The sequence below is a fragment of the Pontibacter litorisediminis genome (assembly GCF_029360645.1).
Lineage (GTDB): Bacteria > Bacteroidota > Bacteroidia > Cytophagales > Hymenobacteraceae > Pontibacter > Pontibacter litorisediminis.
The window spans coordinates 469,885-496,443 of sequence record NZ_JARDUA010000001.1; the positions used below are offsets into that span (position 1 = coordinate 469,885).

20 protein-coding genes are annotated in these 26,559 nt (G+C 52.1%); 3 read left to right on the forward strand and 17 right to left on the reverse strand.

The genetic code is table 11. The features are described 5' to 3' along the window. Positions 1-285 precede the first annotated feature (285 nt). The 9 genes from aroF to PXG97_RS02120 all read right to left on the reverse strand — a co-directional run bounded on the left by aroF (position 286) and on the right by PXG97_RS02120 (position 9,645). On the reverse strand, positions 286-1,296 hold the full coding sequence (gene aroF / locus PXG97_RS02080) for a 3-deoxy-7-phosphoheptulonate synthase (protein WP_276496057.1): 1,011 nt from the start codon (positions 1,294-1,296) through the stop codon (positions 286-288). Between the two features lies 1 nt (position 1,297). Then, positions 1,298-2,074, reverse strand: coding sequence for a tryptophan synthase subunit alpha (trpA, locus tag PXG97_RS02085; RefSeq protein ID WP_276496058.1), 777 nt, complete (start codon positions 2,072-2,074; stop codon positions 1,298-1,300). Then, complete coding sequence (trpB, locus tag PXG97_RS02090; protein ID WP_276496059.1) at positions 2,064-3,254, reverse strand: tryptophan synthase subunit beta; 1,191 nt, start codon at positions 3,252-3,254, stop codon at positions 2,064-2,066. Before trpB ends, trpA begins: the two co-directional genes overlap by 11 nt. A gap of 112 nt (positions 3,255-3,366) precedes the next feature. Beyond that, positions 3,367-3,987 carry a phosphoribosylanthranilate isomerase gene (locus PXG97_RS02095; RefSeq protein ID WP_276496060.1) on the reverse strand — a complete coding sequence of 207 codons (621 nt, stop codon included), beginning with the start codon at positions 3,985-3,987 and terminating at the stop codon, positions 3,367-3,369. Further along, a complete protein-coding gene (gene trpC, locus PXG97_RS02100) occupies positions 3,984-4,799 on the reverse strand; it encodes an indole-3-glycerol phosphate synthase TrpC (RefSeq protein ID WP_276496061.1) in 816 nt (271 codons plus the stop codon). The genes PXG97_RS02095 and trpC overlap by 4 nt, the downstream gene beginning before the upstream one ends. A gap of 45 nt (positions 4,800-4,844) precedes the next feature. Further along, positions 4,845-5,852: an anthranilate phosphoribosyltransferase gene (trpD, locus tag PXG97_RS02105; protein WP_276496062.1), complete on the reverse strand. Its 1,008-nt coding sequence runs from the start codon at positions 5,850-5,852 to the stop codon at positions 4,845-4,847. 65 nt (positions 5,853-5,917) lie between these two features. Further along, positions 5,918-6,481, reverse strand: coding sequence for an anthranilate synthase component II (locus tag PXG97_RS02110; protein WP_276496063.1), 564 nt, complete (start codon positions 6,479-6,481; stop codon positions 5,918-5,920). A 1-nt stretch (position 6,482) separates the two neighbouring features. Next, entirely contained in the window at positions 6,483-7,895 is a 1,413-nt protein-coding gene (locus PXG97_RS02115) for an anthranilate synthase component I family protein (protein WP_276496064.1), read from the reverse strand. 262 nt (positions 7,896-8,157) lie between these two features. Next, entirely contained in the window at positions 8,158-9,645 is a 1,488-nt protein-coding gene (locus tag PXG97_RS02120; RefSeq protein ID WP_276496065.1) for a M20/M25/M40 family metallo-hydrolase, read from the reverse strand. Positions 9,646-9,922: 277 nt separating this feature from the next. Here PXG97_RS02120 and PXG97_RS02125 point away from each other — a divergent pair, with 277 nt between their 5' ends. After that, the gene (locus PXG97_RS02125; protein ID WP_276496066.1) at positions 9,923-10,333 is read left to right on the forward strand and encodes a hypothetical protein; all 411 of its coding nucleotides are present in this window, start codon (positions 9,923-9,925) and stop codon (positions 10,331-10,333) included. A gap of 58 nt (positions 10,334-10,391) precedes the next feature. Here the strand turns inward: PXG97_RS02125 and hisB are convergent, their stop codons facing one another. From hisB to PXG97_RS02150, 5 genes are all read right to left on the reverse strand, one after another. After that, positions 10,392-11,495 carry a bifunctional histidinol-phosphatase/imidazoleglycerol-phosphate dehydratase HisB gene (gene hisB, locus PXG97_RS02130; RefSeq protein WP_276496067.1) on the reverse strand — a complete coding sequence of 368 codons (1,104 nt, stop codon included), beginning with the start codon at positions 11,493-11,495 and terminating at the stop codon, positions 10,392-10,394. A gap of 100 nt (positions 11,496-11,595) precedes the next feature. Further along, a complete protein-coding gene (hisC, locus tag PXG97_RS02135) occupies positions 11,596-12,642 on the reverse strand; it encodes a histidinol-phosphate transaminase (RefSeq protein ID WP_276496068.1) in 1,047 nt (348 codons plus the stop codon). Then, on the reverse strand, positions 12,635-13,924 hold the full coding sequence (hisD, locus tag PXG97_RS02140; protein WP_276496069.1) for a histidinol dehydrogenase: 1,290 nt from the start codon (positions 13,922-13,924) through the stop codon (positions 12,635-12,637). Before hisD ends, hisC begins: the two co-directional genes overlap by 8 nt. A gap of 4 nt (positions 13,925-13,928) precedes the next feature. Then, positions 13,929-14,780, reverse strand: a complete 852-nt coding sequence (hisG, locus tag PXG97_RS02145) for an ATP phosphoribosyltransferase (RefSeq protein ID WP_276496070.1) — start codon at positions 14,778-14,780, stop codon at positions 13,929-13,931. A gap of 742 nt (positions 14,781-15,522) precedes the next feature. Further along, positions 15,523-19,242 carry an MBG domain-containing protein gene (locus PXG97_RS02150; RefSeq protein ID WP_338088589.1) on the reverse strand — a complete coding sequence of 1,240 codons (3,720 nt, stop codon included), beginning with the start codon at positions 19,240-19,242 and terminating at the stop codon, positions 15,523-15,525. 166 nt (positions 19,243-19,408) lie between these two features. Between PXG97_RS02150 and PXG97_RS02155 the strand changes: the two genes are divergently transcribed. Further along, positions 19,409-19,741, forward strand: a complete 333-nt coding sequence (locus PXG97_RS02155) for a hypothetical protein (protein ID WP_276496072.1) — start codon at positions 19,409-19,411, stop codon at positions 19,739-19,741. Between the two features lie 1,049 nt (positions 19,742-20,790). After that, positions 20,791-21,663 carry a DUF2911 domain-containing protein gene (locus tag PXG97_RS02160; protein WP_276496073.1) on the forward strand — a complete coding sequence of 291 codons (873 nt, stop codon included), beginning with the start codon at positions 20,791-20,793 and terminating at the stop codon, positions 21,661-21,663. An 87-nt stretch (positions 21,664-21,750) separates the two neighbouring features. Here PXG97_RS02160 and PXG97_RS02165 read toward each other — a convergent pair whose 3' ends face one another. From PXG97_RS02165 to PXG97_RS02175, 3 genes are read right to left on the reverse strand one after another with little or no spacing between them, the layout of a single operon-like run. Further along, positions 21,751-24,183: a TonB-dependent receptor gene (locus PXG97_RS02165; protein WP_276496074.1), complete on the reverse strand. Its 2,433-nt coding sequence runs from the start codon at positions 24,181-24,183 to the stop codon at positions 21,751-21,753. Between the two features lie 11 nt (positions 24,184-24,194). Beyond that, a complete protein-coding gene (gene rpe, locus PXG97_RS02170) occupies positions 24,195-24,848 on the reverse strand; it encodes a ribulose-phosphate 3-epimerase (protein ID WP_276496076.1) in 654 nt (217 codons plus the stop codon). A gap of 47 nt (positions 24,849-24,895) precedes the next feature. Beyond that, positions 24,896-26,557, reverse strand: coding sequence for a S8 family serine peptidase (locus tag PXG97_RS02175; protein WP_276496077.1), 1,662 nt, complete (start codon positions 26,555-26,557; stop codon positions 24,896-24,898). Between the last annotated feature and the right edge of the window lie 2 nt (positions 26,558-26,559).

A 26,559-nucleotide genomic window follows, 5' to 3' on the forward strand; every position in this document is an offset into this window, starting at 1 on the left:
AAATACCTGATTAAATTCTTAATAGAGCGTAGTAGTTGTACCAACTTGGTTGTTGGTGAAAACACCAACAACGGCAGGAAATGTGATGCAACCAGGCTTTTACTTTACTGTCAGAACAGGAAATATCTGTTGCTGGCGCGGATTTGCAATCCGTGACTTGCTATCCTGTCGGATTTGTAATCCGTCTGGGCCAGAGGCCCAAGCTATATTTAGTTACGAGCGAGGACGCTCGCGCCATGGGAATATTACACGATCAACGAGTAACGATCAACCTCCAACGAAAATTTAAAAACTCTCCCTTAACTCGTACGCCTGGCGCATGCGCTTTATCAGCCGCTCCGACTCCTGGAAGTTCAGTGTCTGCTGTCCGTCCGAGAAAGCCTTCTCCGGCGTGTAGTGCGTTTCGTAGATCACGCCGTCGGCTCCTGCCATAACGGATGCCAGGGCCATACTGGCCACGTAGTCGCGCAGGCCGATGCCGTGCGACGGGTCCACGATGACCGGCAGGTGGGTTTTCTCCTTCAGCACCGGCACCGCGTTTAGGTCCAGGATGTTGCGGTAGGCTTTTTCGTAACCACGGATACCGCGCTCGCAGAGCATGATCTTTTCGTTACCGTTGGAGAAGATGTATTCTGCCGCCTGCAGTAATTCTTCTAATGTACCGGAGATACCACGCTTCAGCAGCACCGGCTTCTGTGCTTCGCCCAGCGCATCCAGCAGGTTAAAGTTCTGGCTGTTGCGGGCTCCCACCTGGAACACGTCCACATAATCGATCATCTCCTCTATCTGAGACACCTGCATCACCTCGGTAATGATCTTAATGCCGTTCTCACGGCAGATGCGGTTAAAAACTTTCAGGCCATCGATGCCCAGGCCTCGGAAAGCATAAGGCGAGCTGCGCGGTTTAAATACGCCGCCGCGCATGATCTTTACCTCATTCTCCACCAGGTGCGCCACCACCCGTTCTATCTGCTCCTCGCTCTCAATAGAGCACGGGCCGGCCATGATGCTGAAGTTACCTTCGCCTACCTTCACCCCGTCACCCAAATCGATGACAGTAGGATTTACGCGCCACCTTCGCGAGATGAGTTTATACTCTTCCGATACCCGGTGAATATCCGCTACGCCCGGCAGCTGGCCAATCTGGCGAATATCGAATTCCTTCTTGCCAATGGCCACCAGGTAGTGCGCCTCCTGGGTTATTACTTCGTTGGCTTTGTAGCCGATTTCCTGCACCTGCTTCAGAATGTTCTCCTTCAGCTCTGCTGGTATCCCTTGCTGCAGTTGTATGATCATGTTAGTTTTTGATGCTTTGGATGAATGTTTTGATATTTTCCGAAAGGCTTCCCTCCCGCTGCAGCGCCTTTACAAAGGCACTGCCAATAATAGCTCCGCTGGCGTGGTTGCAGGCAGCGGCAAAAGTAGCTTTGTCGTGGATGCCGAAGCCGATGACGCCTGGGTTTTGCAGCTGCATGCCGGCCACGCGCTGGAAGTAGGCCTGGCTCTGCTCAGCCAAACCCACTGTTTTACCCGTGGTAGAGGCCGACGACACCATGTAAATAAAGCCGTTGCTGTGGCTGTCTATCTCTCGGATGCGGGCCTCCGGCGTCTGCGGCGTAACCAGGAATACTTTGCTCAGGTTAAACTTTTCGAACAGTTCCTTATACTCCTCTACATACTGGTGCAGCGGCAGGTCCGGCAGAATAATGCCGTCTATACCTACCTCCGCGGCTTTCTGGCAGAAGCGCTCCACGCCATACTGCATCACCGGGTTCAGGTAGCCCATCAGCACCAGCGGAATCTGCGTTTTCTGGCGGATGTCCTGCAGCTGCTCAAACAACTTCGGAATGGTCATGCCGTTCTTAAGGGCCACGGTGCTGCTGGCCTGTATCGTTGGCCCATCGGCAAGGGGATCGGAGAAAGGCATACCGATTTCAATCAGGTCCACGCCATTTTTCTCCAGCTCGAGTATAATGGTTTCCGTGTCGTTCAGGTTGGGAAAGCCCGCCGTAAAGTACACCGACAGTAGCCCTTTCGGCTGTTGTGCAAACAGGCTTTTGATTCTATTTTTCATCGAAGTGAAAGTGCTTTAGGTAGGTAGATAAGTCTTTGTCGCCGCGGCCGGACAGGTTGATCACCACGATATCCTCCGGCTTGGCCTGCAGTCGCTCTAACACCGCCAGCGCGTGCGCACTCTCCAGCGCCGGAATAATGCCTTCCAGCCTTGTCAGCTCCAATACCGCCTGCAGGGCATCTTCGTCGGTGGCACTCTCAAAGCGGGCACGGCCGCTCTCGAACAAATGCGCGTGCAAAGGACCTACTCCCGGATAGTCCAGGCCAGCAGAAATAGAGTATGGCTCGGTAATTTGCCCATCCTCCGTCTGCATGAGCAAGGTGCGGCTGCCGTGAATGATACCGTCTTTACCCAGCACCGATGTCGCCGCCGACTCACCGGAATGAATACCTTTACCGGCTGCCTCCACGGCCACCAGCTGCACCTCCGGCTCATCGAGGTAATGGTAAAACGCTCCCGCTGCATTGCTGCCGCCGCCTACGCAGGCCACCACATACGTTGGTAACTCGGTACCTTCCTTCTCCAGCAGCTGCGCCCTGATCTCCTCTGAAATCACCGCCTGGAAACGGGCCACCATATCCGGGTACGGGTGTGGCCCTACCACCGAGCCGATGATGTAATAAGTGTTCTCCGGATTGTTAATCCAGTCACGGATAGCCTCGTTGGTGGCATCTTTTAAAGTTTTACTGCCGCTGGTGGCCGCCACCACCTGCGCCCCAAGCATCTTCATACGGGCCACGTTCGGCGCCTGCCGTTCAATGTCCACTTCGCCCATGTACACGATGCACTCCAGCCCCATTAAGGCGCAAACGGTAGCCGTTGCCACCCCATGCTGCCCGGCCCCGGTCTCCGCAATAATGCGTTTTTTGCCCAGTCGCTTGGCCAGCAAAACCTGCCCAATGGTGTTGTTGATCTTGTGGGCGCCGGTATGGTTCAGGTCCTCACGCTTAAGGTATACTTTTGTGTTATACTTTTCGGAAAGGCGCGGCGCCAGGTATAAAGGCGAAGGTCGGCCAACATAGTCCTTTAGCAGCGCCTGCAGTTCCTCCTGAAAGCTCGGTTCCTGCAGGATGCGCAGGTAGTTCTGCCGCAGTTCCTCCACATTGGGATACAGCATCTCAGGGACGTAGGCCCCACCGAACTTGCCGTAAAATCCTTTTTCGTTAACGTGATAGCTCATTTCTCTTTAGTTAAGAGTTATGAGTTTTGAGTTATGAGTTTTATGAACTCAAACTCTAGCCCTATAACTCATCGCGTTCATGTTTTATACTATTACTTTTAACTTTTAACTTTCAACTCTTCACTTGCTCGAAGAGCAGTTTTAGTTCTTCCACCTTCTTCAGCCCCGGCTCCTGCTCAAAGCCGCTGTTTACATCCAAGGCGTAAGGCTGGCGCCGTACTTTGTCCAGATGCTTTACATTCTCCAGGTTCAGGCCGCCGCTCAAAAAGTATGGCTTTGGGGAGAGATAGCCTTTGAGCAGTTCCCAATCGAAAGGAATGCCGTTGCCGCCGTACTCCTGGCCTTTGGTGTCGAATAAAAAGTAGTCAGCGCAGGATTCGTAAAGCAGCGTGTTCTCGAAAACAAACCGATCATCCACCGAGAACACCTTAATCACCTCCACGCCCAGGTTCTTCACCTCGGCACATCCTCTCGGAGACTCCTTCCCGTGGAGCTGCACCGCATCCAGCTTATACTTCTCCACGGTGGCTTTTATACTTTCGAAAGGAGCATTCACAAACACGCCGGTCTTTTTTATACTTGCCGGTAGCTCGGCCAGAAGCTCCGGAGTGATGTGACCCTCTGCATAGCGCTTGGAGCCTTCGTAGAAGATAAAGCCCATGTAGTCGGGCCTGAGCGCCGCCACCTGCCGGATGTTCTCCGGATCGCGCATGCCACATACTTTTAATTTCATGCCGATACCTCCTGTTGCGCCAGCTGCTGCTTAAACTCCTTGATGAAGGCGGCAGCGGATTGCCCAGGTCGGCTGTTCTGCATAAAGGTCTCCCCGATCAGGAAACCGTTGTAGCCTGCCTTACGAAGCGTCACCAAAGTTTCGGGTCTGCTGATGCCGCTCTCCGAAATCTTGGTGATGCCGGTCGGGATGTGATTGGCCAGTTCCAGCGAAGTGTTTACGTCTGTCACGAAGTCCTTCAGGTTGCGGTTGTTCACGCCTACCACCGTTACCTCGTCGCAGAGCGTTTGCTGCAGCTCTTCCAGGTTATGCACCTCCAGCAGCACCTCCAGGCTAAAGGAGCGGGCAAATGCCGCTAGTTCCTTCACACGGGCTGGGTCCAGGGCAGCCGCAATTAAAAGTATGGCATCCGCTCCGATCGACTTCGCCTCCACGATCTGGTATTCGTCCACCGTAAAATCCTTGCGCAGAATCGGGCAGTAATTAAACTTGCGGGCCGTCAGCAGGTCCTCGTTCTTACCGCCAAAGTATGGCCCGTCCGTCAGCACCGACAGCGCCGAGGCACCTGCCTGCATGTAGCTGATCGAGGTTCGCTCTACCGACACATAAGGATTGATATCGCCTTTGGAAGGTGATTTGCGCTTGATCTCGGCAATGATACCGCTCTTGTCGGGGCGCAGCAGGTAACGCTCCAGCGATATGCAGGGTGTTTCAAAGTATAAACTCTTCTCCAGCAGCTTAACCGGGTACAGCTCCTTGCGTTCGGCTACTTCCTTATACTTGGTGGCGATGATCTGATCGAGTATGTTCATGTTGTTCTGATTTAAAAATTTGGATATGTGGAGATTTGAAGATGACTATGCCTCCACCAGCTTCTGATCATTTATTAAGCTGTTAAATACCTGATAAGCTTTACCGGATTCAAGTGTTTCTTTGGCTATACTTACAGCCTCCTGTAGCGCCAGCTCCGGGCGGGCGCATTGCAGGGCCATGGCGGCGTTGGCCGATACCACGGCTGTCTGTGCTTCGGTACCCTCTCCTTTCAGCACCTTCACAAAGATGTCGGCAGCCGATTTTATACTTCCGCCCCCTTTAATCTGCTCTTGTGTCAGGGTAGGTAAGCCGAGCGCCTTGGCATCCAGTAACACCTCCTGCCTGTCCGAAATCACTTTAAACGGGCTCGTTAGCGATATCTCGTCGTAACCGTCTAAAGTATGCAATATCGTATAGCGGGTGTCGGTTTGCTGGTACAGGTAGCCGTACATGCGCGCCAGTTCCAGGCTAAACACGCCCACCAGCTGCCGCTTCGGGAAAGCCGGGTTCACCATCGGCCCCAGCATGTTGAAGAAGGTTTTCACGCCCAGATCCTTCCGTATCGGCCCCACGCTTTTCATGGCCGGGTGAAACAGCGGCGCGTGCAAAAAGCAGATGTTATACTTTTCGATGCTGCGCTCCAGGGCATCCGTATCGGTGGTAAACTTAAAACCCAGCGCCTCCAGCACGTTGGACGAGCCGCAGGAAGAGGACACGCCATAGTTTCCGTGCTTGGCCACGGCCACGCCATTCGCCGCTACGACAAAAGAAGATAGCGTGGAGATGTTAAAGGTATCCTTTCCGTCGCCGCCCGTGCCGCAGAGGTCAATCGGGTTGTAGGCATCCAGGTCCACCCGGTGGCACAGTTCCAGCAGCGCATCACGGAAGCCCTCCAGCTCCTCCACTGTAATGCTGCGCATCATAAACACGGTCAGAAAACAGGACACCTGGCTTTGGTTATACTTGCCCTTGGTAATATCCGAGAGCACCTCCCGCGCCTGCGCCTTAGTCAGGGTTTTATGTTCGAATAAGTGATTCAGTATTGCTTTCATTTCTTTTCTTAGTATCAAGTATCACGACACACGTAACACGACTCTTAACTTTTAACTCTCAACTCTTAACTATCTAACCAGTTCTTGATCATCTCCCGGCCATAGTTGGTCAGCACCGACTCGGGGTGGAACTGTACGCCGCGCACTTTGTGGCTTTTGTGGCGCAGTGCCATGATGCGGCCCTGCTCATCTACGGCCGTCGGCACCAGGCAATCGGGCAGCTCCTCTTCTACCAGCCAGGAATGGTAGCGGCCGGTTTCGAACGCTTTGGAGAGTCCCTTAAAAAGCGGCTCCTCCTCACAAACCACCTGCACCGGCGTTGCCACCCCATGCCATACTTCGCTGCTGTTAAACAGCTTACCACCGTATACTTCCCCTATGGCTTGATGCCCGAGGCACACGCCGAACAGGTCTTTGCTGGAGCCGTAGGTGCGGATAATTTCTTTCAGCAACCCCGCCTCATCCGGAATACCCGGGCCCGGCGAGAGCATGATCTTTTCATACTGGCCTACCTCTTCGAGTGTGGTTTTGTCGTTTCGTCGCACTGTTACAGTGGCTCCTAGTTCCTGCAGCAGGTGCACCAGGTTATAGGTAAATGAGTCGTAGTTGTCGATTACGAGTACGTCCATGTTAGTTGATGTTTTGGGCCAGTTCCAGGGCGCGGCGCAGCGCCATTAATTTATTGTCTACCTCCTGCAGCTCGCTCTCCGGGTTAGAGGCGGCCACAATGCCTGCACCTGCCTGGAAGTATAACCGATAGTCTTTGCTCAGAAACGAGCGGATCATGATGGCGCTGTTGAAGTTGCCGTTGAAGTCGAGAAAGCCGATGCAGCCGCCGTAGAAATTGCGATTGGTGGTTTCATACTTGTCTATGAGTTGCATGGCCTTGTGCTTGGGTGCCCCGGAGAGCGTACCGGCCGGGAAAGTGCTGGCCACCATTCTCAAAGCATCCTCCTGGTTGTGCAGAATGCCGGACACTTTGGACACCAGGTGAATCACGTGCGAGTAGTATTGAATCTCGCGGAAAGTCTCCACCTCCACGCTGTGGCCGTTGCGGCTCAGGTCGTTGCGGGCCAGGTCCACCAGCATGACGTGCTCGGCATTTTCCTTTGGGTCGGCCAGCAGTTTCTCGGCCAGCGCGGCGTCTGCAGCGTCATCCCCGGTTCTACGGAAAGTGCCGGCAATCGGATAGATGCTCGCCTTCTGGTCTTTGATCACCAGCTGCGCCTCCGGCGAGGAACCAAAGATCTTGAAACTGCCGTAGTCGAAGTAGAACAGGTAGGGCGAAGGGTTGATAGAGCGCAGGGCGCGGTAGACGTTAAACTCATCCCCCTGAAAACCTTGGGCAAAGCGGCGGGACAGCACCAGTTGGAACACATCGCCGCGGAAGCAGTGCTCCTTGGCTTTAGCAATGTTCTGCAGGAATTCCTGACCGGAGATATTGTGCTCTTCTTCGCCCGTGGTTTTGAACGTAAAGCTCGGGATGTTGCGGCTGTTCAGGATCGCCTCCAGCTGGGCTATGCCGTCATCATCTCCCTGGTTATAGTTGTGCGCAAAGATGTAGGCCTGGTTGGTGAAGTGGTTGATTGCGATGATGTGGCGGTACACGGCATAGTATAGATCCGGAATACTGGCGCGGCCTTCTTTCCTGCTGATCTCGACATCCTCGTAATAGCGCACGGCATCATAGCTCATGTAGCCAAACAAGCCGTTATGGATGAAGTTAAACTGCTTGTTCTCCTCCACCTCGAAGCTTTTTGAAAAGCCTGCCAGCAAGCCCGGCACATCTGTTTCTTTGGTAATAGCGGTGGTGCGTACACTGCCGTCCGGGAAAGCCTCTGTCAGCACCTCATCCTCGGCTTTTATACTGGCCATGGGGTTGCAGCAGATGTAGGAGAAGCTGTTCTCGGCGCCGTGGTAGTCGGAGCTTTCCAGCAGGATGCTGTTGGGGAATTTGTCGCGCAGCTTCAGGTACACGCTCACCGGCGTCAGCGTGTCGGCCAGGAGTTGTTTGTAGGTGGTGGTTAGTTTATACTTGCTCATGTGCGTGGAGGTGATGAAAAACAAAAAGGCCTGCTGTTCGTGTGAACAGCAGGCCTTTTATTCCTTTGGTAATGCTTTATATGTTACTTCATATGCGGCATAGAACGGCTGTTCACGATACTTTGTGTAACGTGCCACCACCATGCCATATGAAGATTCTGAATCATTTCGTTTTTTATCTGGTAAGGTTTTTAAATCCTTCTGTTGCAAAAGTACAGGCTAAACCCATAAAACCAAACTTTGCTCCATATTTAATTTCACTCTATTCCGTGTCTGGCAGTAGAGGTCCCTCGTCCGTATCCGCTAGTTGCTCCATCGTGTTCCCGCCGCAGGTATTACGAATCAGCGCGTTATAAAAGCTAATGCTGTTCTCCAATACCTCCACCGCCATGCGTTCATCCACGTTATGGATGAGCAGCGCACTCTCCCGGTTTACCACCTGCGGGGCAAATCGAAAGATATTATCGGTTAGGTTGGAATAGTGCTTGGCATCGGTGGCCCCGGGAAACAACGCCGGCACCACCAATACATCCGGAAAGGTTTCCAGTATAGAGGCGCTCAATGCCCCGTAAACCCAGGTATCTGTGGCAGTAACCGGCGAAGGAGGTGTATAAACCCCATAGCGTTCTATCTTAACCCGATTATCCTTTATGGCTTTGCGCACATGCCGCAGCACACTTTGCTCATCCTCCCCGTTCAGGATGCGGATGTTGAGGACCGCAGACGCCTCGCGTGGCAATACATTGTGCTTTTCTCCTGCCGACAGCATGGTGGGAACCAGTTTGGTACGGATCAGCACATCCGTAGCGCGGTCTTCGGAGAGCTTTCTCAGAATTTTGCCTTTAAACAAGCCGTAATGGCGCATCGCGAATTTATACTTGCCGCCCATTTTACCGGACAATATCTCCAGCATCTCTCGGGTGGCGGGTATCAGGCGCGGCTCAAATGGGTTCTCGTGCAGCCTTTTGATAGCTTGACTGAGGATATCGATAGGCGTGTCAGCTGGCGGGGCTGAAGAGTGGCCTCCCCCACCGCTCACGGTAAGCAGCAGGTTGAGATTGCCCTTGGCAGCGGTGCCCACCAAGGCAACCGGCTCCGTGAGCCCGGGCAGCACGTCTTCGGCTATGGCTAGCCCTTCATCGAAAACGGCCTCTAGCTGCACCCCCTGTTGCTCCAGGTGCTGGCTTATCATACTGGCTCCACCTTCGCCGCCTATTTCTTCATCGTGCCCAAAAGCCAAGTACAAGGTACGCTCCGGTTCATAGTCCTGCTCCAGGAGCTGCTCCACGGCCTCCAGCAGCGCCACCACCCGATACTTATCATCCATGGTGCCTCGGCCCCAGATGTAGCCGTCCTTTACTTCTCCGGCAAAGGGCTGTTCCTGCCACGCCTCCTCCGACGCACTTTCTACAGGTACCACATCCGTATGGGCACTAAAGAGCACCGGCTCTAAACGGGTGTCCTGCCCTTGCCAGGTATACAGCAGACTAAAATCGTTAATTACCTCCACCTGCAAGCGCTCGTGCGCCAGCGGGAAGGCCTTGGCCAGGTAGGCGTGTAACTTTTTAAATTCGCTAAACCTAAAATTGGCAGAATCTAAAGCGGATACTGTTTGGAAGCGTACAACAGCTGCTAATTTCTCGGCTGCAACCGACCGTGATGCTACAGCAGTACTGTCCGGGCAAAAGGATGCGAGAGAAGGTGTAGTGAGACTAAAAAGGGCGATCAACAGGATAACAGCGTACTTCATAAAAAGGAAGATGCCCAGAACCGCTGCGGCGAAGACATCTTTGAAAAATAAAACGAAAAAAACCTTAAACACAGGTTCTACCCTTAAGTTATTGATATTGTTAGACATGAGCAAATGAAGCACCTTGAAATGCTTTACCACCAGGCTTTTTTCAGAGTTTTGCGGCTAAACGGCCTCCTACCCATCTTGGTTCGCGTAAAGGAAAACCTGAATTTATTTGAATTACTCCTTTTGCGGTGCTTACCTTTGTGATCCTTCCGTAAGAGCTGACTTCGTAATGAGACAAACACGAACTGAACTTCTTTACAGAGAACAACACATTGCCATAGAATTCAACCCTATGGAAGAATGGATCTATGTAAACTGGCGAGGGTACCAGAACTACAACTCGGTGGTGAGTGGCTGTGAGAAGATGCTGGAGCTGATGAAGGAAAAAGCGTGTTACCGCATCCTGAATGATAACACATTTGTAGAGGGGCAATGGTCCACTGCCTCCAAGTGGGTGGCTTCCGATTGGTTCCCACGAATGCGCGAGAACGGATTGCAGGAATTTGCGTGGGTATACTCCCCGAGCATTCTGAGCCGGCTTTCGGTGGATAAAAGTATAAAGCTGGCAGATTTCCCGGATTATATAAAGGTTTTTGATGACATCTCGGCCGCCAAAGACTGGCTGAGGTCGCATGCTTAAAGTATAAACCAAAAGAGGCGCTACAGTTCAGTAGCGCCTCTTTTGGTTTATGTGCCTTCTAAAGGATCCCTTTGGTGCTTGGAATGGAAGAATCGTGCGGGTTTCGCTCCACCGCCATGCGAATGGCACGGGCGAAGCCCTTGAAGATGGCTTCGATCTTGTGGTGCTCGTTGTCACCCTCCACTTTGATGTTCAGGTTCGCCTTTGCGGTGTCTGAAAAGGATTTAAAAAAGTGGAAGAACATTTCGGTCGGCATATCCCCTACTTTCTCACGCTTAAAGTCAGCCCTCCACACGGCCCAGGGACGGCCACTGAAGTCGATAGCCACCTGCGCCAGCGTCTCATCCATCGGAAGTATAAAGAAGCCGTAACGGCTGATGCCGCGCTTGTCGCCCAGCGCCTGCAGGAAAGCCTCGCCAAGGGCTAGACCAGTATCTTCGATGGTATGGTGCTCGTCGATGTGCAGGTCTCCTTTTACGTTGATGTTCAGGTCAATCTTTGCGTGTTTGGCTACCTGCTCCAGCATGTGGTCGAAAAAGCCGATGCCGGTGCTGATATTCATCTTGCCAGAGCCGTCCAGGTTCAGGTCCACCTGTATATCTGTCTCGGAGGTGCTGCGGCGTATGCTCGCGGTGCGGCCGGCACCCTGCTGCTTCAGGAAAGTATAAATATCATCCCAGTCGGTGGTGCGCAAGGCGGCCCCGTCGGCAGAGGACTCGCCGATGAAAATAGCCTTTGCCCCCAGGTTTTGGGCCAGCTTCACGTCCGTTAGCCTGTCGCCGATCACATAGCTGTTTGCCAGGTCGTACTCGCCCGCCAGGTAGCGCTGCATCATGCCTACGCCCGGCTTGCGCGTCTCCAGTCCCTCGTGCTCAAAGCTGCGGTCAATAAGGATCTCGTCAAATTTTATCCCCTCTGTTTCCAATATCTCCAGCATCTTGTTCTGGTAAGGCCAGAAGGTATGCTCCGGGTAAGAGTCGGTGCCCAGGCCATCCTGGTTGGTTACCATCACGAACTCGTAATCCATTTCTCGGTAGATGCGGGCCAGGTTGGTAATGGATTTCGGTATGAAGGCGAACTTCTCGAAGGAGTCTACTTGGTAGTCGGTTTTGGGCTCCACCAGGATGGTGCCGTCGCGATCTATAAAAAGTGCTTTTTTCATTTTTTGAATCCGTATCATGTAGCACATATCAGGTATCACGACTTTAAGAGATTAACTTGCTATAAGTCTTGCTACGTGATACGAGATACGTGCTACGCTTTTATTTAAATTCTGTCATGGCTTGTAGCAGCTGCTGGTTCTCCTCCAGCGTACCCACAGAGATACGCAGGCAGCCTTCGCACCCTGGCAAAGAGGAGCGGTTCCGAACAACTATACCTCTATCTAAAAGAAAGTTATACAAACCGTTTGGATCTTTTACTTTAACAAGTATAAAGTTGGCATCAGAAGGGTAAACATACTCCACGGCGGACAAATCAGGCAAAGCCTCCATGAGCAGCTCGCGCTCCTGCACGATCTCCTCCACCATATCCTTTAGCGCCTCGCCACGCTCCAGCGCCTGCAGGGCCAGTTCCTGCGTGGCTTCGTTGATGTTGTACGGCGGCTTGATTTTATCCAAAACAGAGATGATCTCCTGTGAGGCAAAGGCAAGGCCCAAACGCAGACCGGCCATTCCCCAGGCTTTGGAAAAGGTCTGCAGCACCACCAGGTTCGGGAACTCCTGCAGGCGGGCGGTCCAGCTGCGGGCGTCGGCGAAGTCGATGTAGGCCTCGTCCACCACCACCAATCCGTTAAAGGCACGCAGCAGCTCGCTTATACTTTCCTGCGCGATCAGGTTGCCGGTAGGGTTATTGGGCGAGCAGACGAAGATGACCTTTGTGGTTGGTTTAATGTTGATGAGTACCTCCTCCACCGGAATCTGGTAATCCTCTGTCAGCTGCACGGCCTGGAGCTCTACCTCGTTCAGGTTAGCCGATACCTCATACATGCCATAGGTAGGCGGCAGGTGCAGCATGCTGTCCTGCCCCGGACGGCACACCATACGGAACAGCAGGTCTATGGCCTCGTCTGAGCCATTACCCAGGAAGATCTGCTCCGGCTGCACGCCCTTGATCTCTGCAATGCGGGCCTTCAGCTTCTTTTGGTGCGGATCGGGGTAGCGGTTATAGTTCTCTCCTGCCAGGCTGCCGAGGTTATTCTCGTTGGCATCCAGAAACACATTGGCATTGCCTTTGAATTCATCACGGGCCGATGAGTAGGCTTTCATCTTCAGCACGTTCGGGCGAATGATATCGTTCAGGTTAAACACGGGCTAGTTCTTTAAGTCGGATGGTAACGGCATTCTTGTGCGCCTCCAGCCCCTCGGCTTCAGCCATGGTTTCAATGGTTTTGCCAATGTGCTGCAGCCCCTCGCGGGTAATGTACTGGAAGGTGATCTTTTTCACGAAGCTGTCCAGCGACACGCCGCTGTAAGCGCGGGCGTAGCCATTGGTAGGCAAGGTGTGGTTGGTGCCAGAGGCATAATCGCCGGCAGACTCCGGGCTGTAGTGGCCCAGGAAAACGGATCCAGCATTGGTGATGCCGTCCATTACCTCCTCAAAATCAGAGACAGAAAGTATCAGGTGCTCGGGGGCATAAAGGTTAGAGAAGTCAAGCATCTCCTCTCGGCTGCTAAGTATGATTCCGAGGCTATTGTCTAAGGCTTTGGCGGCAAACTCCTTGCGCGGCAGCACGTTCAGCTGCGCCTCCAGTTCCTGCTCCACCTGCTGCAGCACCTCTTCCGAGGTAGTGAGCAGCACCACCTGCGAATCAGCGCCGTGCTCGGCCTGCGAGAGCAGGTCGGCCGCCACAAAGGCAGGGTTCGCGCTATCGTCGGCCATCACCAGCACCTCCGACGGGCCGGCTGGCAAGTCAATGGCTACGCCTGTTTTGCTCACCAGCTGCTTGGCTACCGTAACGTACTGGTTGCCGGGGCCAAAGATCTTGTACACGGCCGGAACGCTTTCCGTGCCAAAGGCCATGGCTGCGATGGCTTGTGCCCCTCCGGCTTTTACAATGCGTGTAATGCCCAAGAGGGAGGCCGTGTAAAGTATGGCCGGGTGAATGCTGCCGTCTTTGGCAGGCGGCGTACAAAGCACTACATCCTTGCAGCCGGCAATGCGCGCCGGCACTCCCAGCATCAGCAGGGTGGAAAACAGTGGCGCAGTGCCTCCAGGTATGTATAGCCCCACCTTGTCAATGGCTACGCTCTTGCGCCAGCAGTTCACACCGTTCATGGTTTCTACCTGCTTCACCGGCTCGGCCTGCTGTGTATGAAACAACTGTATGTTGCTATAGGCTTGCAAAATAGCCTCCTTAAGTTCCTGCGGCACTTTACCATCCGCTACCGCTATTTCCTCTTCAGTAGCCAAAAGCTGCTGCAACTGCACCCCGTCATACTTCTGCGCCAGCTGCAGCAAAGCCTGATCTCCCTGCTCCTGCACCAGCCTGAAAGTCTCCAGAATTCCGGGCTCCAGTTCCTCCAGGTTCTTGGTCGGGCGCTTTATCAGTTCTGCCCAGGTATCCGGGGCAGGTTTGATTATCTTTCTCATATGCTTATATGATCATCTTCTCGATAGGAACCACCAATATCCCTTGCGCGCCCGCGGCTTTGATCTTTTCGATGATCTCCCAGAAATCATCCTCGTTCACCACGGAGTGCAGCGAGCTCCAGCCTTCCTCGGCCAGCGGCAGCACCGTGGGCGCTTTTATACTTGGCAACAACCTGCTGATCTCTTCGATCTTGTCGTCCGGCGAGTTCAGCAGAATATACTTGGCCTTGCGGGCGCGCTGCACAGCATGAATGCGAAAAAGGAGCTTCTCCAGAATCTCCTGCTTCTCGTCCGTCAGTTCCGGACTCGCGATCAGCACGGCTTCTGACTTAAACACGCGCTCCACCTCCTTTAGGCCGTTGCTGATAAGCGTGCTGCCAGAGCTCACGATATCGCAGATGGCTTCTGCCAGGCCTATACTTGGGGCGATCTCCACCGAACCGCTGATGGTGTGGATATGCGCCTGCACCCCTTGCTCATCCAGGAATGCCTGTAGCAGGTTTGGATAGGAAGTGGCAATGTTCTTTCCTGCCAGGTCCTGGATCGAGTTATACTCCGCGCTTTTCGGGACGGCCAGGGAGAGACGGCACTTGGAGAAACCGAGCTTCTCTACAGTCAGTTGTGCTTTCCCCTCTTCCACCAGCACATTCTGCCCTACTATGCCAATGTCTGCCACGCCATCGGCTACATAGCCCGGTATGTCATCGTCGCGCAGGAAAAGGATCTCCAGCGGGAAATTGGTGCATTCTGTTTTTAGTTTGAGAGAGCTGTTGATAAAAGAAATGCCGCACTCGCGGATCAGGTTCAGTGAATCGTCGCTGAGCCTACCAGATTTCTGGATTGCTATTCTTAGCATTTTATAGTGTACGTGTAGTATGAACAATAATGAGGCTGTATACCCTGCCACTGGCAAAGTATAGTACGGGTCAACGCCCGTCGGGGGCAATATAGTAGTATGGATTCCTCTTACGAGGAATGGTGGATGTGATGGAAATGTACATGCGCAGCCGGGGCAACAGGCGTTGTCCAGCTATAAGAGGTGCTATGTGTATAAACGTTGCTCATGTACTTGGCACAAAGTAAATACCTTTTGTGCTGAAAAAAAAATGAAACAGAAGCTAAAACTTCAGTTTGGTGATACGTCCTGATCAGACCGGGTAAGAGCAGTTATAGTAAGCAAGGCTTATTCAGCAATGAGCCTTATTAGTTTTTGCAAAATAAATCTACAAACAATCATATTTAGTAAGCTACTTTTATCTGGCTAAAATTTAAGGTAACACCACATCATTCTGCAGTGTCTGGCTTACTATACCCCCGTTTAAATAAAATGTTGCCTCTTTTTAGTGAACAGAAAACATCTACATTTTCTATATAGAAGAAGCTTGCTTCATAGTGCTAACCTTAGAAGCATCATATTCAGCCACATATATTGCCTGCTAAAGTTTTACTTCATATGCTGAATTATTTAAAAAAATCTGGAGCCACAGCTATCGCGAAACAAGAAACGAAGCCTCCTTGTGCTGCTTATACTTGCTGATAACACAAAAGCCGGCAGGGTTACCCGCCGGCTTTTGTGAATACTGATGTTAAAACAGAAGTTAACGCTTCAGCACCATTTTGATTGTTTTTACCCCGGATGCCGTAGCCAGTCTGGCGAAGTATATTCCCTCCGGCAGGTTTCCAGCGGCGAACTCATACTCGTAAGCCTTCCCTGCCTCGGCCATGCCTTCCGCAAACTTCATCACACGGGCTCCTTTTGCATCGAACACCTCCAACGCAAAGCTTTCCTCCTTCTCAAACGTGAAAGAAATGGTTGTTTTGTCGTTGTACGGGTTCGGGTAGTTGTGGAAACGGGCACCCTCTACCTCAAGTGTTTCGGTTGCCGCTACAACTTTCTTAGTGCTCGAGCCCCCTGCCAGCGGCTTGTTCTCGTGAATCACGATAGAGCCACCTCCCAGAATGGTGGCCACGCCCAGTTCTGCATTCTCCGCTTCACCCCGGGCGTTGTCATATACCACCTCGCCCCCGTTCCAGATCTTGATGCGGAATTTGTCGTTGTCTCCGCCGCCGCTTACCTGGCCATCTGTGGCAACCACCATGAAATCATACTCTGTGGTGCCGCCGTTGATGTAGCCTTTGCCCTTATAGGTGGCCTTAGCACCGGAAATCACCAGCGATCCATAGTTGTGCACTGAGCTTTTGAAGTTTAGCTTCCCGGCCTGGAACTGGAACTCTGTGTTACCTTCCACCTCGTTTTTACCTTTTTTATACTTGGCCACGAAACCGAAGTTGGCTTTTCCGGTTGCATCCGGTTCTGTGGAAAGTGCTCCTGACGGAGAGTTGATCCAGCCACCCCCGGTTACAAAACCACCTTCCGGGTCGAAGACAGAGATGAAGACGGGCTCGGTGGTCAACTCATCACCTACGGCATTCTTATACTTTAGCACCAATGTATACACCCCTGGCAAATTAGGCACAGTGGTAGATCCTGTAATGGTGCTTTCCCCGCTGAAAGAGCCGTTGGTATCGGATGTGAAGCCCCATACCCACTTTGGTGCGGTTACGATGCCTGTGTATTTAGCTGCAACATTCACTGTAGAGCCGTATTGCACAGGAGCTGGATTCTCGATGCTAACCGTAGGGATCGCATAGATTGTGAGGCTTGCTCCGTTGTAGGAAAGCGCATAGTTCGTTCCGGCTGTCAAGGATCCCTGGTTTATCGCGTAAACCCCTGGAGTCTCACCGGCTACCCTGGCCAATGATCCGCTGAAGGCATCCCCGTTTACCAATGCCCCGGTAGTAACCTGGTACGTCAGCGCTGGGTCAGCCTGGTTGAACATTTTGGCCTTCGCGTCTGCGGTAACGCTGATTGCTCTGGCTGTCACTGTTAGCGTGCCTTTAGAGGTCTCTACCGTATAGTTCGCTATGGCGCCACCACTCACCTGTGGCACGATTTCATAGGTTCCTACCGCACTTTTCGTCGTTGCAGCCGTGGTATAGATGGCCGAGATGTCATCGCCTTGCACCACACCAGTCATGCTGCCTGCCAGCGCAGGATTCTCATCACCGTAGGCTCTACTAGCGTTGTCAGCCACCACCACCAATCGAGCAGGTGTAATCTCAAAAGTAGCTGGGTGATAGGTGATGTTGTAGTTGCCGAGCTCAGCCGCTGGGCTTAGGTTAGCGCGAATACCGTAGGATCCTACCCGCTCACCCGGTTCACGACCATACGTAGCTACGATGCCATCCGCCGCTACAAAATCAGCAAGCGTTCCACTCAGAATTGGGTCTGAAGTACCGTACACTTTGGCGTTGGCTGTAGGTGTGACAGAAGCTGGTTTTGGTGTGATAGCGGCAGAGGTAGTGGCAGTAGCCGCGGTTAAGCTGTAATTAGGGTTGCCGATGGAAACATCTGCCAGTACCGTTTTGCCAACACCCACATTCTTATCGGCAAAGCGGGCATTTTGTACGGTTACAGGCACCTCGTCCCCTGCTATCAACTCCTCTGCAGGCACTCTACCTGTGGCAGTAGCGGCAACGGAGCCGTCATATACCTTGTTTTCTGCTTGAATAGAGGCTGTCACCTGCTTTGGCGCAATCTCAAAATCAACACCTTCAGTAAAAGTTAAAGTATAGTTGCTACTCAGGCGCAGGCTGCCGGTCAAGATTTTGTACGCGCCTACGTTACTGCCTGCTTCCCTGCTCAACAAGCCTGAGAATACATCGTTGCCCACCAAAGCGGTATGCTCATACTTAAGAACCGGATCGTCCTGCCCGTAAACCTTGTACTGGTTCGCAAGCGGTGTTACGGTAATCTGCTTAGCGTTGATCGTAAACACAGCACCTGAGAAAGACATAGCATAGTTGCCACTTAGACTCAAGGTGCCGATGCGGATCGCATATTCCCCGGCATCCTCTCCTGTTTCTCTCTCCAGGGCGCCTGAGAACGTGTCGTTATTCACCAGAGAACCTGAAGTGATCTGGTGCCTCAGGGCTGGGTCAGCATCCCCGTAAGTCTTTGCTGCAGCATAGGCAGCCACCGTAACAGGGCGAGGAGTAACCGTTAGCGTTCCTTCCTGCGCTTCTACAGTATAGTTGGCTATCATTGCTCCAGAAACAGAAACTGTTATAGGGTATTGGCCAACCCCTGATGCCGGCGTTGCCGTGGTAGACGCAGTCACCGTAAGCGCGTCACCAGCCGCCGCCCCACTTATAATATCTCCGGTTAGGGTCGGGTTAGGATTTCCATAAACCCTGCTCTCATCATTTGCCTTCACGACAAGATTTGCTTTCCTGATAAGAAGGGATCCGGTGGCCTGCGCAGCAGTATAGTTGTCGTTTCCTTCAAATGTGGCTGATACCGCATAAGTGCCTGCCTCAACAGGGGAGGCAACCGGAGTACCTTCTTTGCTGTAGGTAATGGTGGCCGCTCCTAAGTCATCACTTTCCAAAACACCCTCAAGCGTTGCACTGGCAATGACTTTGGATGTACCATCATAGGTGTAGGGGCCGCCTACATTTAGTGTTAGCACTGGCGTGGCCTTAGCAACATTCAACGAAACCGTAGCCGCTGCAGGATTATAATTCGACGTGCCAGCAGCCGTTACACGTAATGTATGGGTGCCTGCGGCAAGTATAGCTCCTGTGGCAGGACTATATGCCAGTCCTCCATCACCTGAAGTTAAGGTAGCATTGAGTTGATTTGCTGATAAGGCAGTTCCGTATACGATGCCCTGTGGGTTCGCCCAACTGATCTCCTGGTCGGCCTTCGCGATCACCAGTTTACGGCTAACCTCCTCAGCCTCGTAGTTGGAGTTTGTTAAAGAAGCCACCACCTCATACTCCCCAGCATTAACTGGCACTGAAGAGGAGCCGTTGTAGGTAACGGTGAGCCCTGTTATGCCTGTGGGGTCAATGCTTATGGAAGCTGGTTTTTCCTGGCCATCATAAATATGCTGTAACGCTCCAACGTTGATTGTAGCGGACGCTTTACTGATAACCATGGTACCGCTTGCCACCTCGGCTGTATAATGGGGATTATTTAAACTTGCTGTTACTGCATAACTTCCAGCATTTGTCGGAGCGACGTCAGAACCATTGTAAGAAACGGAAATGCCGTTCGTACCTAACTCGGGAGTGGTTGCCGAGACCGTACGTGCAGATCCGTTATACACCTGTAGAAGATTGTTGAGCGTAATAGTGGTTGTCTTTTTATCTACCATCAACGTCTGCTCTACGGGTATTGCAGCATTATAATTACTATTTCCGGCTTGTGAGGCAGTGATTGTGGTTGTGCCTACACCCACAATTGTAACCATATTCCCGTTTATAGTGGCTACGTTCGTGTTGCTGCTGCTATAACTTACTGCCAGCCCGCTACTTGCTACTGCCCCTAGTTCAAATGCATTATCCCCAAACGTCCTGCTTGCCAGTTGATCAAATGCTATGGTCTGAGGAGCTTTTGTAACGGCTAGATGCAAAGCATTGGAAGTTCCTCCACCCGGAGCCGGGGTAAATACTGTAATCGGAAATGATCCTACTGAAGTGATGTCTTCAGCTGAGATAGTGGCTTTCAATTCTGAGGCACTTATTCGTGTTGTTGGCCTGTCGAAGCCATTGAACCGTACTACAGAGGTTGGCAAGAAGTTGGTACCGGTAATTGTTAAGGTAAAGGTTGCTACGCCAACTGGTTTTGTATCAGGAGAAATACCAGTGATTGTTGGGGCAGCAGGCTGGAAATTACCTACAACATTGATGACCGAACTTCCCGTACCTGTATTGAATCCACTAGCTGGAGACCCTGAGGTAAAGTTGTAGGTAATTTGATTGGCAACTACTGTACTTGGATAAGTATAGTTTAATGATACATTGTTTAAACCAACCGTTGAAGAAGAGTTTGGCGTGACAAAATCTGAACTGCCAGTTCTGATATTCTGCCCTTGCTGATGTTCCCATTTCACTGCAATCGAAACCCCATCCGGCAGGCCAGAAGCAGCGAAGCTGATGTTTCCATCTGTAAAATATGCTTTGGCGATTAAGCCAGAAGTCTGCCCTGTTGCAGTCAGCTCAAACGCCACACCCAGATGCCAGGTATTTATCAAGAATTGGTCATAATAGATGCTTCCATCCTCTTTGGCAACTGTGCTTCTTTCATGATTGTCTGTACTGCAAACCTGAGGCGTTTCGTGGAAGTCGAGAACAACTGTTTCGCCTGGCTCCCAGCCCGTACCAGTCACTATTACGTAATTCCCTGGCTGATAATCATCCTTGTCTGTTGTCACCGTCTGCGCTACAGCCCCTGTAGCAGCGAACAGCATCAGCCCTGTTACCAGCCAAAGTAGCCAGAACAGCTTGGGCCCAGTAAAATTGTGCGCGTGTAAACGTTTAGCATTCATATGTAAAAGGTTAAAATGTTTCTTTACCGGCTAATACATAACTATAGCATGTACACCTCCAGAAGAAGTGCCTACACACGCAGAGGTTCCACACAGCCCCGGATGGGCCATAGATTACTATGCTATAGAAAGTTCAAAAAGCGAATGGGAACGTATGGCTAAGCAAGAAATAACCTAGCCGTTACATCAGTTATATTTATTCTGATTCCTATACTATATATTATAATTGTAGTTGCAATTTTACAACTATTTATTTTACTATAACTAGCTATAGTATTAAAATTATGTGAATGGTTAGAATAATAGAGTGTAACTACATGCTGGAAAAGTTGTAAGACGGTAAAGAGTTAGAATAGGAAGGCAAATGTCAAAAACGCATCTTGAAAAGTTTATTAGCTTTGCAGGCGCGAACTACTGGTTTATTGGCATAGTTTTTACTGTATATAAGCACCAAGTAATGTTCCTACTACCATGAGAAGATACCTGCTACTCTTTTTTATACTTTCAGCCACATACTTGTTTGGGGGCACCGAGGCATCTGCCCAGGTAAAGCTGCCACAGGCCAGTCCGGCTGCCATGCTGCGCCAAACTGTAGGGCTAACCGACATCACTGTAAACTACCATGCACCTAGTGTTAGAGGCCGCAAAGTGTTTGGAGGCTTGGTGCCTTATGGGCAGCTGTGGCGGGCAGGTGCCAACGAAGCAACGCTGGTTACATTCCAGGACGAGCTTTTCCTAAACAATGAACGGGTGCCAGCTGGTACTTACTCTTTTTTCATTTTCCCGCAGAGCGATTCGCTTTGGCATGTGGTGCTAAACAGGGACACCACCCTCTGGGGCTTGGAAGGGTACAACGAGTTGGACGATGTGGCTTACCTGGAGGTAAAGCCATCTAAAACAAAAGAGTTCACAGAAACAATGCTGTTCTCTTTTTCCGATATCAGCATGAACAAAGCCAAGCTAAACCTGGCGTGGGAAAACACGATGATATCCCTTAGTATAGAAACGGATATTGAGAAAAAGGCTTTGGAGAACATCAATTACGCCCTGGCAAACGCGGCCCCAGATGATTGGTATACTTGGGCCCAATGTGCGGAGTACATGTTGCCACGCAAAGAGCATCACCAGAAAGCCCTGGAATGGATCAATAAGTCCATTGCTATCAAAGAGAATTTTTATAATAACTGGATCAAGGCAAAGCTTTTTGCCTACAATAACGAGTATCAAATGGCCGCTTCCTTATCGGCGAAAGCGATGCAGTTGGGTACCTCAGAGCCAGATAGCTACAAAACTTACGCGAAGCAAATAGAGACAGCTTATAGCGAATGGAAGAAGCGGCGCTAACTAAGCCTTAAAAAGAAATGGGAAGCAACATGTTGCTTCCCATTTCTTTTTATAAGGTGCTTATACTCTAAGCAACTGGTTTATACTTTAAAATTTAGCCACAAAACGCAGGTTTAGCCGACGACCCGTCAGGTAATTCGGAACGGCATAGGTAACGTTGTTTACATCGCTCACATAGTTGTAGGATACCCAGTTCTTTGCATCGATGAGGTTAAGCACCTCCAGGCCTACCCATAAACTTTCCAGACCTAGCTTCTTGCGCTGCACCACATCGCTCTCCACCACGATCACCTTCGAGAAGCCAATGTCGATGCGCTTGTACGAGCGACCGTCAAAGGCATTTCGGTACTCAGGCTGCCGTGGCGGTCCAAAAGGAAGGCCGCTGCCATACACCAGGTTCAGGTACATGCGCACCGTTGGGTTATCCGGCAAATGATCCTGGAAGAATACTCCCACATTCAGCAACTGGTCCGTGGGCCGGCGGATGAAGCCCTGCTCCTGCATGCCGATACGTTCGCCCTGCCCGTTGTAGATAGATATGGAGTCTCCTTCGACATTCTCCTTGGTAGAGAGCACCCCCAGGCTCAGCCACGATTCCGCACCGGGTATAAACTCTCCATTCACGCGCACATCAAACCCTGCCGCGTAAGCCTTCGCGTTGTTTTTGGCATAGTAGCGCAGGCGCACGTTGTCGAGATCATACGGGATCACGTTGGTCATCCATTTATAGTATGCTTCGGTGGTCAGCTTAAAGTCTCGGCCCCAGGCTTGGAACAGGTAATCGCTCCCTACAATAGCATGTATGGCGCGTTGGGCCTTCAGACCGGGATTCAACACACCGCTAAAGTCACGTAGCTCGCGATAGAAAGGGGGTTGAAAGTATAACCCGAGCGCCCCTTTGAAGGAAAGGTTCGGGTTGCGGCGGGTGATAAAGGAATACTGCACCCTTGGCGATACATTAAGCTCCTGGTTATAGTCCCAGTAGGTGGCGCGGATGCCGTAAGTGATCGTCTTCAGAGAATCCAGCTCAACCGTGTGCTGCAGAAAGCCACTGTAGCGCAGTGTACTCAGGTTGAGCTGAGAACTGAGGTAGAAATCCTGCGTCACGTAATCAGCAGAGTCGGAGAAGCCATACTCCTGCAGTTGGTCCTCTATCTTCTCAATCCCAAGCTTTGCCCCAAACTGAAGGTTGCTGCGTTGGCTAAAACGCAAGGTGTTCCGTAGCTCCGCCGACAGGATGCGGGCAAGCAAGGTGTTGCGGGCATGGTTAAAGGTGCTTCCTACCCCGCGCTCCTGCTGGCACTCGCCAAAGTTATTGCCGTTGGTGCCTACGTCGCAGAGGCGGTAGCCGGCTTCTACATCCCGGAACTCCCGCTCCCGCGAGTGCACCCCGGAAAGTATAAGCTCAGAAGTATAGCCAGCCGTGAAGCGATGTGCCAGGTTAATACCGGCCTGGTAGGTGGCATACTCCATGCGTTCCTGCCCGTCGAAGGCAATGAGCAGGCGCAGCGGCGTGTTGCGGGTGCCAAAGGTTGTAACCTGTGTTTCGGGCTCTACCCTAAAGTCGTTGTTGGCATAGCTCGTAAGCACGCCCAGGGTGGTGCGCCCGCGGTCAAGCGAGTCTTTGGTTAAGTCAACATGTACATAGGCCTGTGCATCCGTAAAAATCGGGTTGTACTTGCCGTCGGTCTGCAGCCCCTTTAAAATATATTGCCCGTTTTTATGGCGGGCTCCGAAGAGGTAAGATACTTTCTTGTTTTTCGAGGCGGACTCCAGGTGCACCGTGCCGCCGGTAAGGCCGCCGCTAACCGAGGCCGCAAAGGCAGTAGGCTGCTTATACTTGATGTTAAGCACCGACGACAGCTTATCGCCATACCTGGGCTGCCACCCACCGGAGGAGAACTGTATATCCCCCACCAGATCCGGGTTCACGAAAGAAAGCCCCTCCTGCTGCGCCGAGGAAATCAAAAATGGCCTGTAAATCTCGATGTTATTGACGTAGACCAGGTTTTCGTCGTAGTTGCCGCCGCGCACGGAGTATGTACTGGAGAGCTCATTGTTACTCGTTACGCCTGGCAGCGTAACCAGCACCTTGTTAAAATCACCGAAGGCAGATGGCAAATGGCGGATCTCGCGCGGGTCCAGGGTCGTTACGCTCACCTGCTCCCGGTCCTCATCGCTTTTGCCGCGCACATCCACCGTCTGCAGTTGCTGCGGATCAGCTTCCAGTGTAAAATTCAGTGTTCTACTTTCACCAGGCTGTAACCTTAAGGTCTGCTCCAGTTCTTTATAGCCCAGGTAGCGAACCAGCACCACCACCTCGCGCTGCGCCGGCACAGCAAGTACAAACTCGCCGGCTGCATTTGTTTGCGTGCCGATACTGCTGTTCTTCACGGCAACCGTGGCCAACTCCAGCGGCTCCCCGCGTTGGTTTAGCACCTGTCCGGTAAGCCTGGCCTGTTGTGCTGCTACACCTAAAGGCAAAAGTATGAATAACCACACCGATAGATATCTCAGCATCCGGGGAGTCTTTATTTTGATGATTTCAGCGTAGCGATGGTCTGTACTGGATCGGCAGAAGAGAAAACGAAGCTTCCGGCCACCAGAACATCAGCCCCCCTCTCCAGCAGCAGCGGTGCGTTGTCTTGGTTCACGCCACCGTCTACCTCAATCAGAGCCTGAGAGTTTCGCTGGATGATCAGGTTCTTCAGCGCCTCAATTTTCCTGTAAGTATTTTCAATAAACTTCTGGCCGCCGAAGCCCGGGTTCACCGACATCAGGCACACCTGATCAGCATCAGCAATTACATCTTCCAACTGTTGCACCGAAGTATGCGGATTTACGGCAATGCCCGCCTTGGCGCCAGTGGCTCTGATCTGCTGCAGCGTGCGGTGCAGGTGCGTACAGGCCTCTACATGCACAGAAATTGTGTCGGCACCCGCCTCCCGGAAACGCTCTATGTACAGCTCAGGCTCCACGATCATCAGGTGCACATCCATTGGCTTTTGCGCGTAGCGCTTAATCGCCTCCATCACCGGAAAACCAAACGAAATGTTCGGAACAAAGCGGCCGTCCATAATATCGATGTGCAGCCAATCGGCCTGGCTACTGTTAAGCATCTCCACCTCCGACTGCAGGTTAGCAAAGTCAGAAGCTAGTACAGAAGGGGCAATAATAGGTCTCATACCTGCAAAGGTAAATTTTTATTTAAGATTCAGGTGCTGAAGTGTAGTTACAGCTTCACGAACCGAAGGGTTGCTATTTTATTTCCGGAGCGGATGCGGCACAAGTATAAGCCACTTTTTAGACGCTGCGGCTCTAGCTTGAGTGGCTGCTCCGGTTGGGCCTGCGCTATATTCTGGCGGAACACCTGCTTGCCGGTGGCATCCAGGATAAGGACCTCCACCTGCTGCAACCACTCCTGCCCCAGGTAAAGTAAAATAGGCTCCTGCTGCACCGGATTTGTGATGAACAGCGACGTCTTGCCTTGGGGTACAGGTGCCGAGGTAACGGTGCGGCTGTAGTTCGGTATGCCATAGCCGATGCTGTTATTGGGGCTACTGGCATTGCTGCCGCTGTTACGCAGCATTTGGATCAGCTCTATATTCGTTTTAAAAGGATAAGCCTGCCATAGGCTCGCCGCAAAACCTGCTATGATGGGCCCGGCAAAAGAAGTGCCGTTGCCACGCGCCAGGTTTCCGTTGGGAAGGATGAAGTATGCCCCCTGCCCCAGCGCCACCACGTCCGGCTTGATGCGCCCATCCGCAGTTGGGCCGAAAGAGCTGAAACCAGCCTTCACGCCCAAAGAGTCTACAGCGCCCACAGCCAGGACGGAGTCCCCATCAGCCGGGGCCGAAATAAAGCGCCAGGTTTTGTTCCCTTCGTTTCCGGCACTTGTCACCACCAGCATTCCCGTGGCGGCCGCATAATCTGCCGCTCTGGAAACAATGGAGGTGTTGCCGTCCAAGTCCTCGTAAGTATAGCTTTGGGAAGGTGCATCAAACATAGTATAACCAAGGGAGGAGTTGATCACGTCCGCTCCGGCACTATCGGCATACTCCGCGGCCAAAAGCCAGTTTACCTCCTCTATATTATGCTCAGTGGCGGCATCCTCTGTGCGCAGCAACAGGTAGTTGGCGCCGTAGGCCGTACCTATCAGTACACCCGGCTCATAGGCCGCCATGGTAGAGAGCACGGCAGTGCCGTGTGCATCGGCTGTCAGCGCGCTCTCCTGCTTCCGTACAAAATCATAGGTGCCCTTCAGCTGATTATTCTCAAAAAGATGGGCAAATGCCGGAATATTCTGTACCCCCGGAAAGCCGGCGTCAAAAACGGCAATGGTCATACCGCTGCCGTTATAGAAGTCGGAGTGCAGTTCATCAGCGCCCAGCATGTCCGCTTGGTGAAAAGCGGGTCCGTAGTCACTGGGTTCAGGAATGGGTAAAGAATTCTCTGCCACGGCCGCCACTGTTGCCATACTTTGCACTCCCTGTTGCCGCTTATCAACGGGTGCGGCTATTCTGTTTAGTGTTTGTGCCTTTCTTACAAAAGGAAGCGCCTCCAGCTGCTGTAGCTGCTCTGCCGTACATTGCACCACTGCTGCATTAAACCAGCGCGAAGTATACCAAACAGTGGCACCAGCGTCTGTAAGCGCAGCTACATAAGATGGGTTTACCGGGAGGTCTCGGGAAGAAAGGGTAATCTTCTGCCTCTGACGCCGCTCCAGCGCTTTAGAGGATAAAAACTCAAGGGGTTTAGAGAGGGAATACGGGGAGTTAGCTTTATCCTTGAAGAAGATTAAACGCTTCTGCTCCTCTCCTTCTGCAGTGCCAGCATCCTGCGCCACTACAGGCAGGTACAGCAACAGGCAGAGGAAGAGGAGCAGATGACGCATAT

What these genes read in the sequence shown, in the direction of transcription:
- trpC (WP_276496061.1), bottom strand. Translation starts at nt 4,799, where the DNA reads ATGAACATACTCGATCAGATCATCGCCACCAAGTATAAGGAAGTAGCC.
- PXG97_RS02125 (WP_276496066.1), top strand. Translation starts at nt 9,923, where the DNA reads ATGAGACAAACACGAACTGAACTTCTTTACAGAGAACAACACATTGCC.
- trpA (WP_276496058.1), bottom strand. Translation starts at nt 2,074, where the DNA reads ATGAAAAATAGAATCAAAAGCCTGTTTGCACAACAGCCGAAAGGGCTA.
- PXG97_RS02115 (WP_276496064.1), bottom strand. Translation starts at nt 7,895, where the DNA reads ATGAGCAAGTATAAACTAACCACCACCTACAAACAACTCCTGGCCGAC.
- PXG97_RS02160 (WP_276496073.1), top strand. Translation starts at nt 20,791, where the DNA reads ATGAGAAGATACCTGCTACTCTTTTTTATACTTTCAGCCACATACTTG.
- PXG97_RS02120 (WP_276496065.1), bottom strand. Translation starts at nt 9,645, where the DNA reads ATGAAGTACGCTGTTATCCTGTTGATCGCCCTTTTTAGTCTCACTACA.
- trpD (WP_276496062.1), bottom strand. Translation starts at nt 5,852, where the DNA reads ATGAAAGCAATACTGAATCACTTATTCGAACATAAAACCCTGACTAAG.
- PXG97_RS02150 (WP_338088589.1), bottom strand. Translation starts at nt 19,242, where the DNA reads ATGGTTACAATTGTGGGTGTAGGCACAACCACAATCACTGCCTCACAA.
- PXG97_RS02110 (WP_276496063.1), bottom strand. Translation starts at nt 6,481, where the DNA reads ATGGACGTACTCGTAATCGACAACTACGACTCATTTACCTATAACCTG.
- PXG97_RS02165 (WP_276496074.1), bottom strand. Translation starts at nt 24,183, where the DNA reads ATGCTGAGATATCTATCGGTGTGGTTATTCATACTTTTGCCTTTAGGT.
- hisG (WP_276496070.1), bottom strand. Translation starts at nt 14,780, where the DNA reads ATGCTAAGAATAGCAATCCAGAAATCTGGTAGGCTCAGCGACGATTCA.
- hisD (WP_276496069.1), bottom strand. Translation starts at nt 13,924, where the DNA reads ATGAGAAAGATAATCAAACCTGCCCCGGATACCTGGGCAGAACTGATA.
- PXG97_RS02175 (WP_276496077.1), bottom strand. Translation starts at nt 26,557, where the DNA reads ATGCGTCATCTGCTCCTCTTCCTCTGCCTGTTGCTGTACCTGCCTGTA.
- aroF (WP_276496057.1), bottom strand. Translation starts at nt 1,296, where the DNA reads ATGATCATACAACTGCAGCAAGGGATACCAGCAGAGCTGAAGGAGAAC.
- rpe (WP_276496076.1), bottom strand. Translation starts at nt 24,848, where the DNA reads ATGAGACCTATTATTGCCCCTTCTGTACTAGCTTCTGACTTTGCTAAC.
- hisB (WP_276496067.1), bottom strand. Translation starts at nt 11,495, where the DNA reads ATGAAAAAAGCACTTTTTATAGATCGCGACGGCACCATCCTGGTGGAG.
- trpB (WP_276496059.1), bottom strand. Translation starts at nt 3,254, where the DNA reads ATGAGCTATCACGTTAACGAAAAAGGATTTTACGGCAAGTTCGGTGGG.
- PXG97_RS02095 (WP_276496060.1), bottom strand. Translation starts at nt 3,987, where the DNA reads ATGAAATTAAAAGTATGTGGCATGCGCGATCCGGAGAACATCCGGCAG.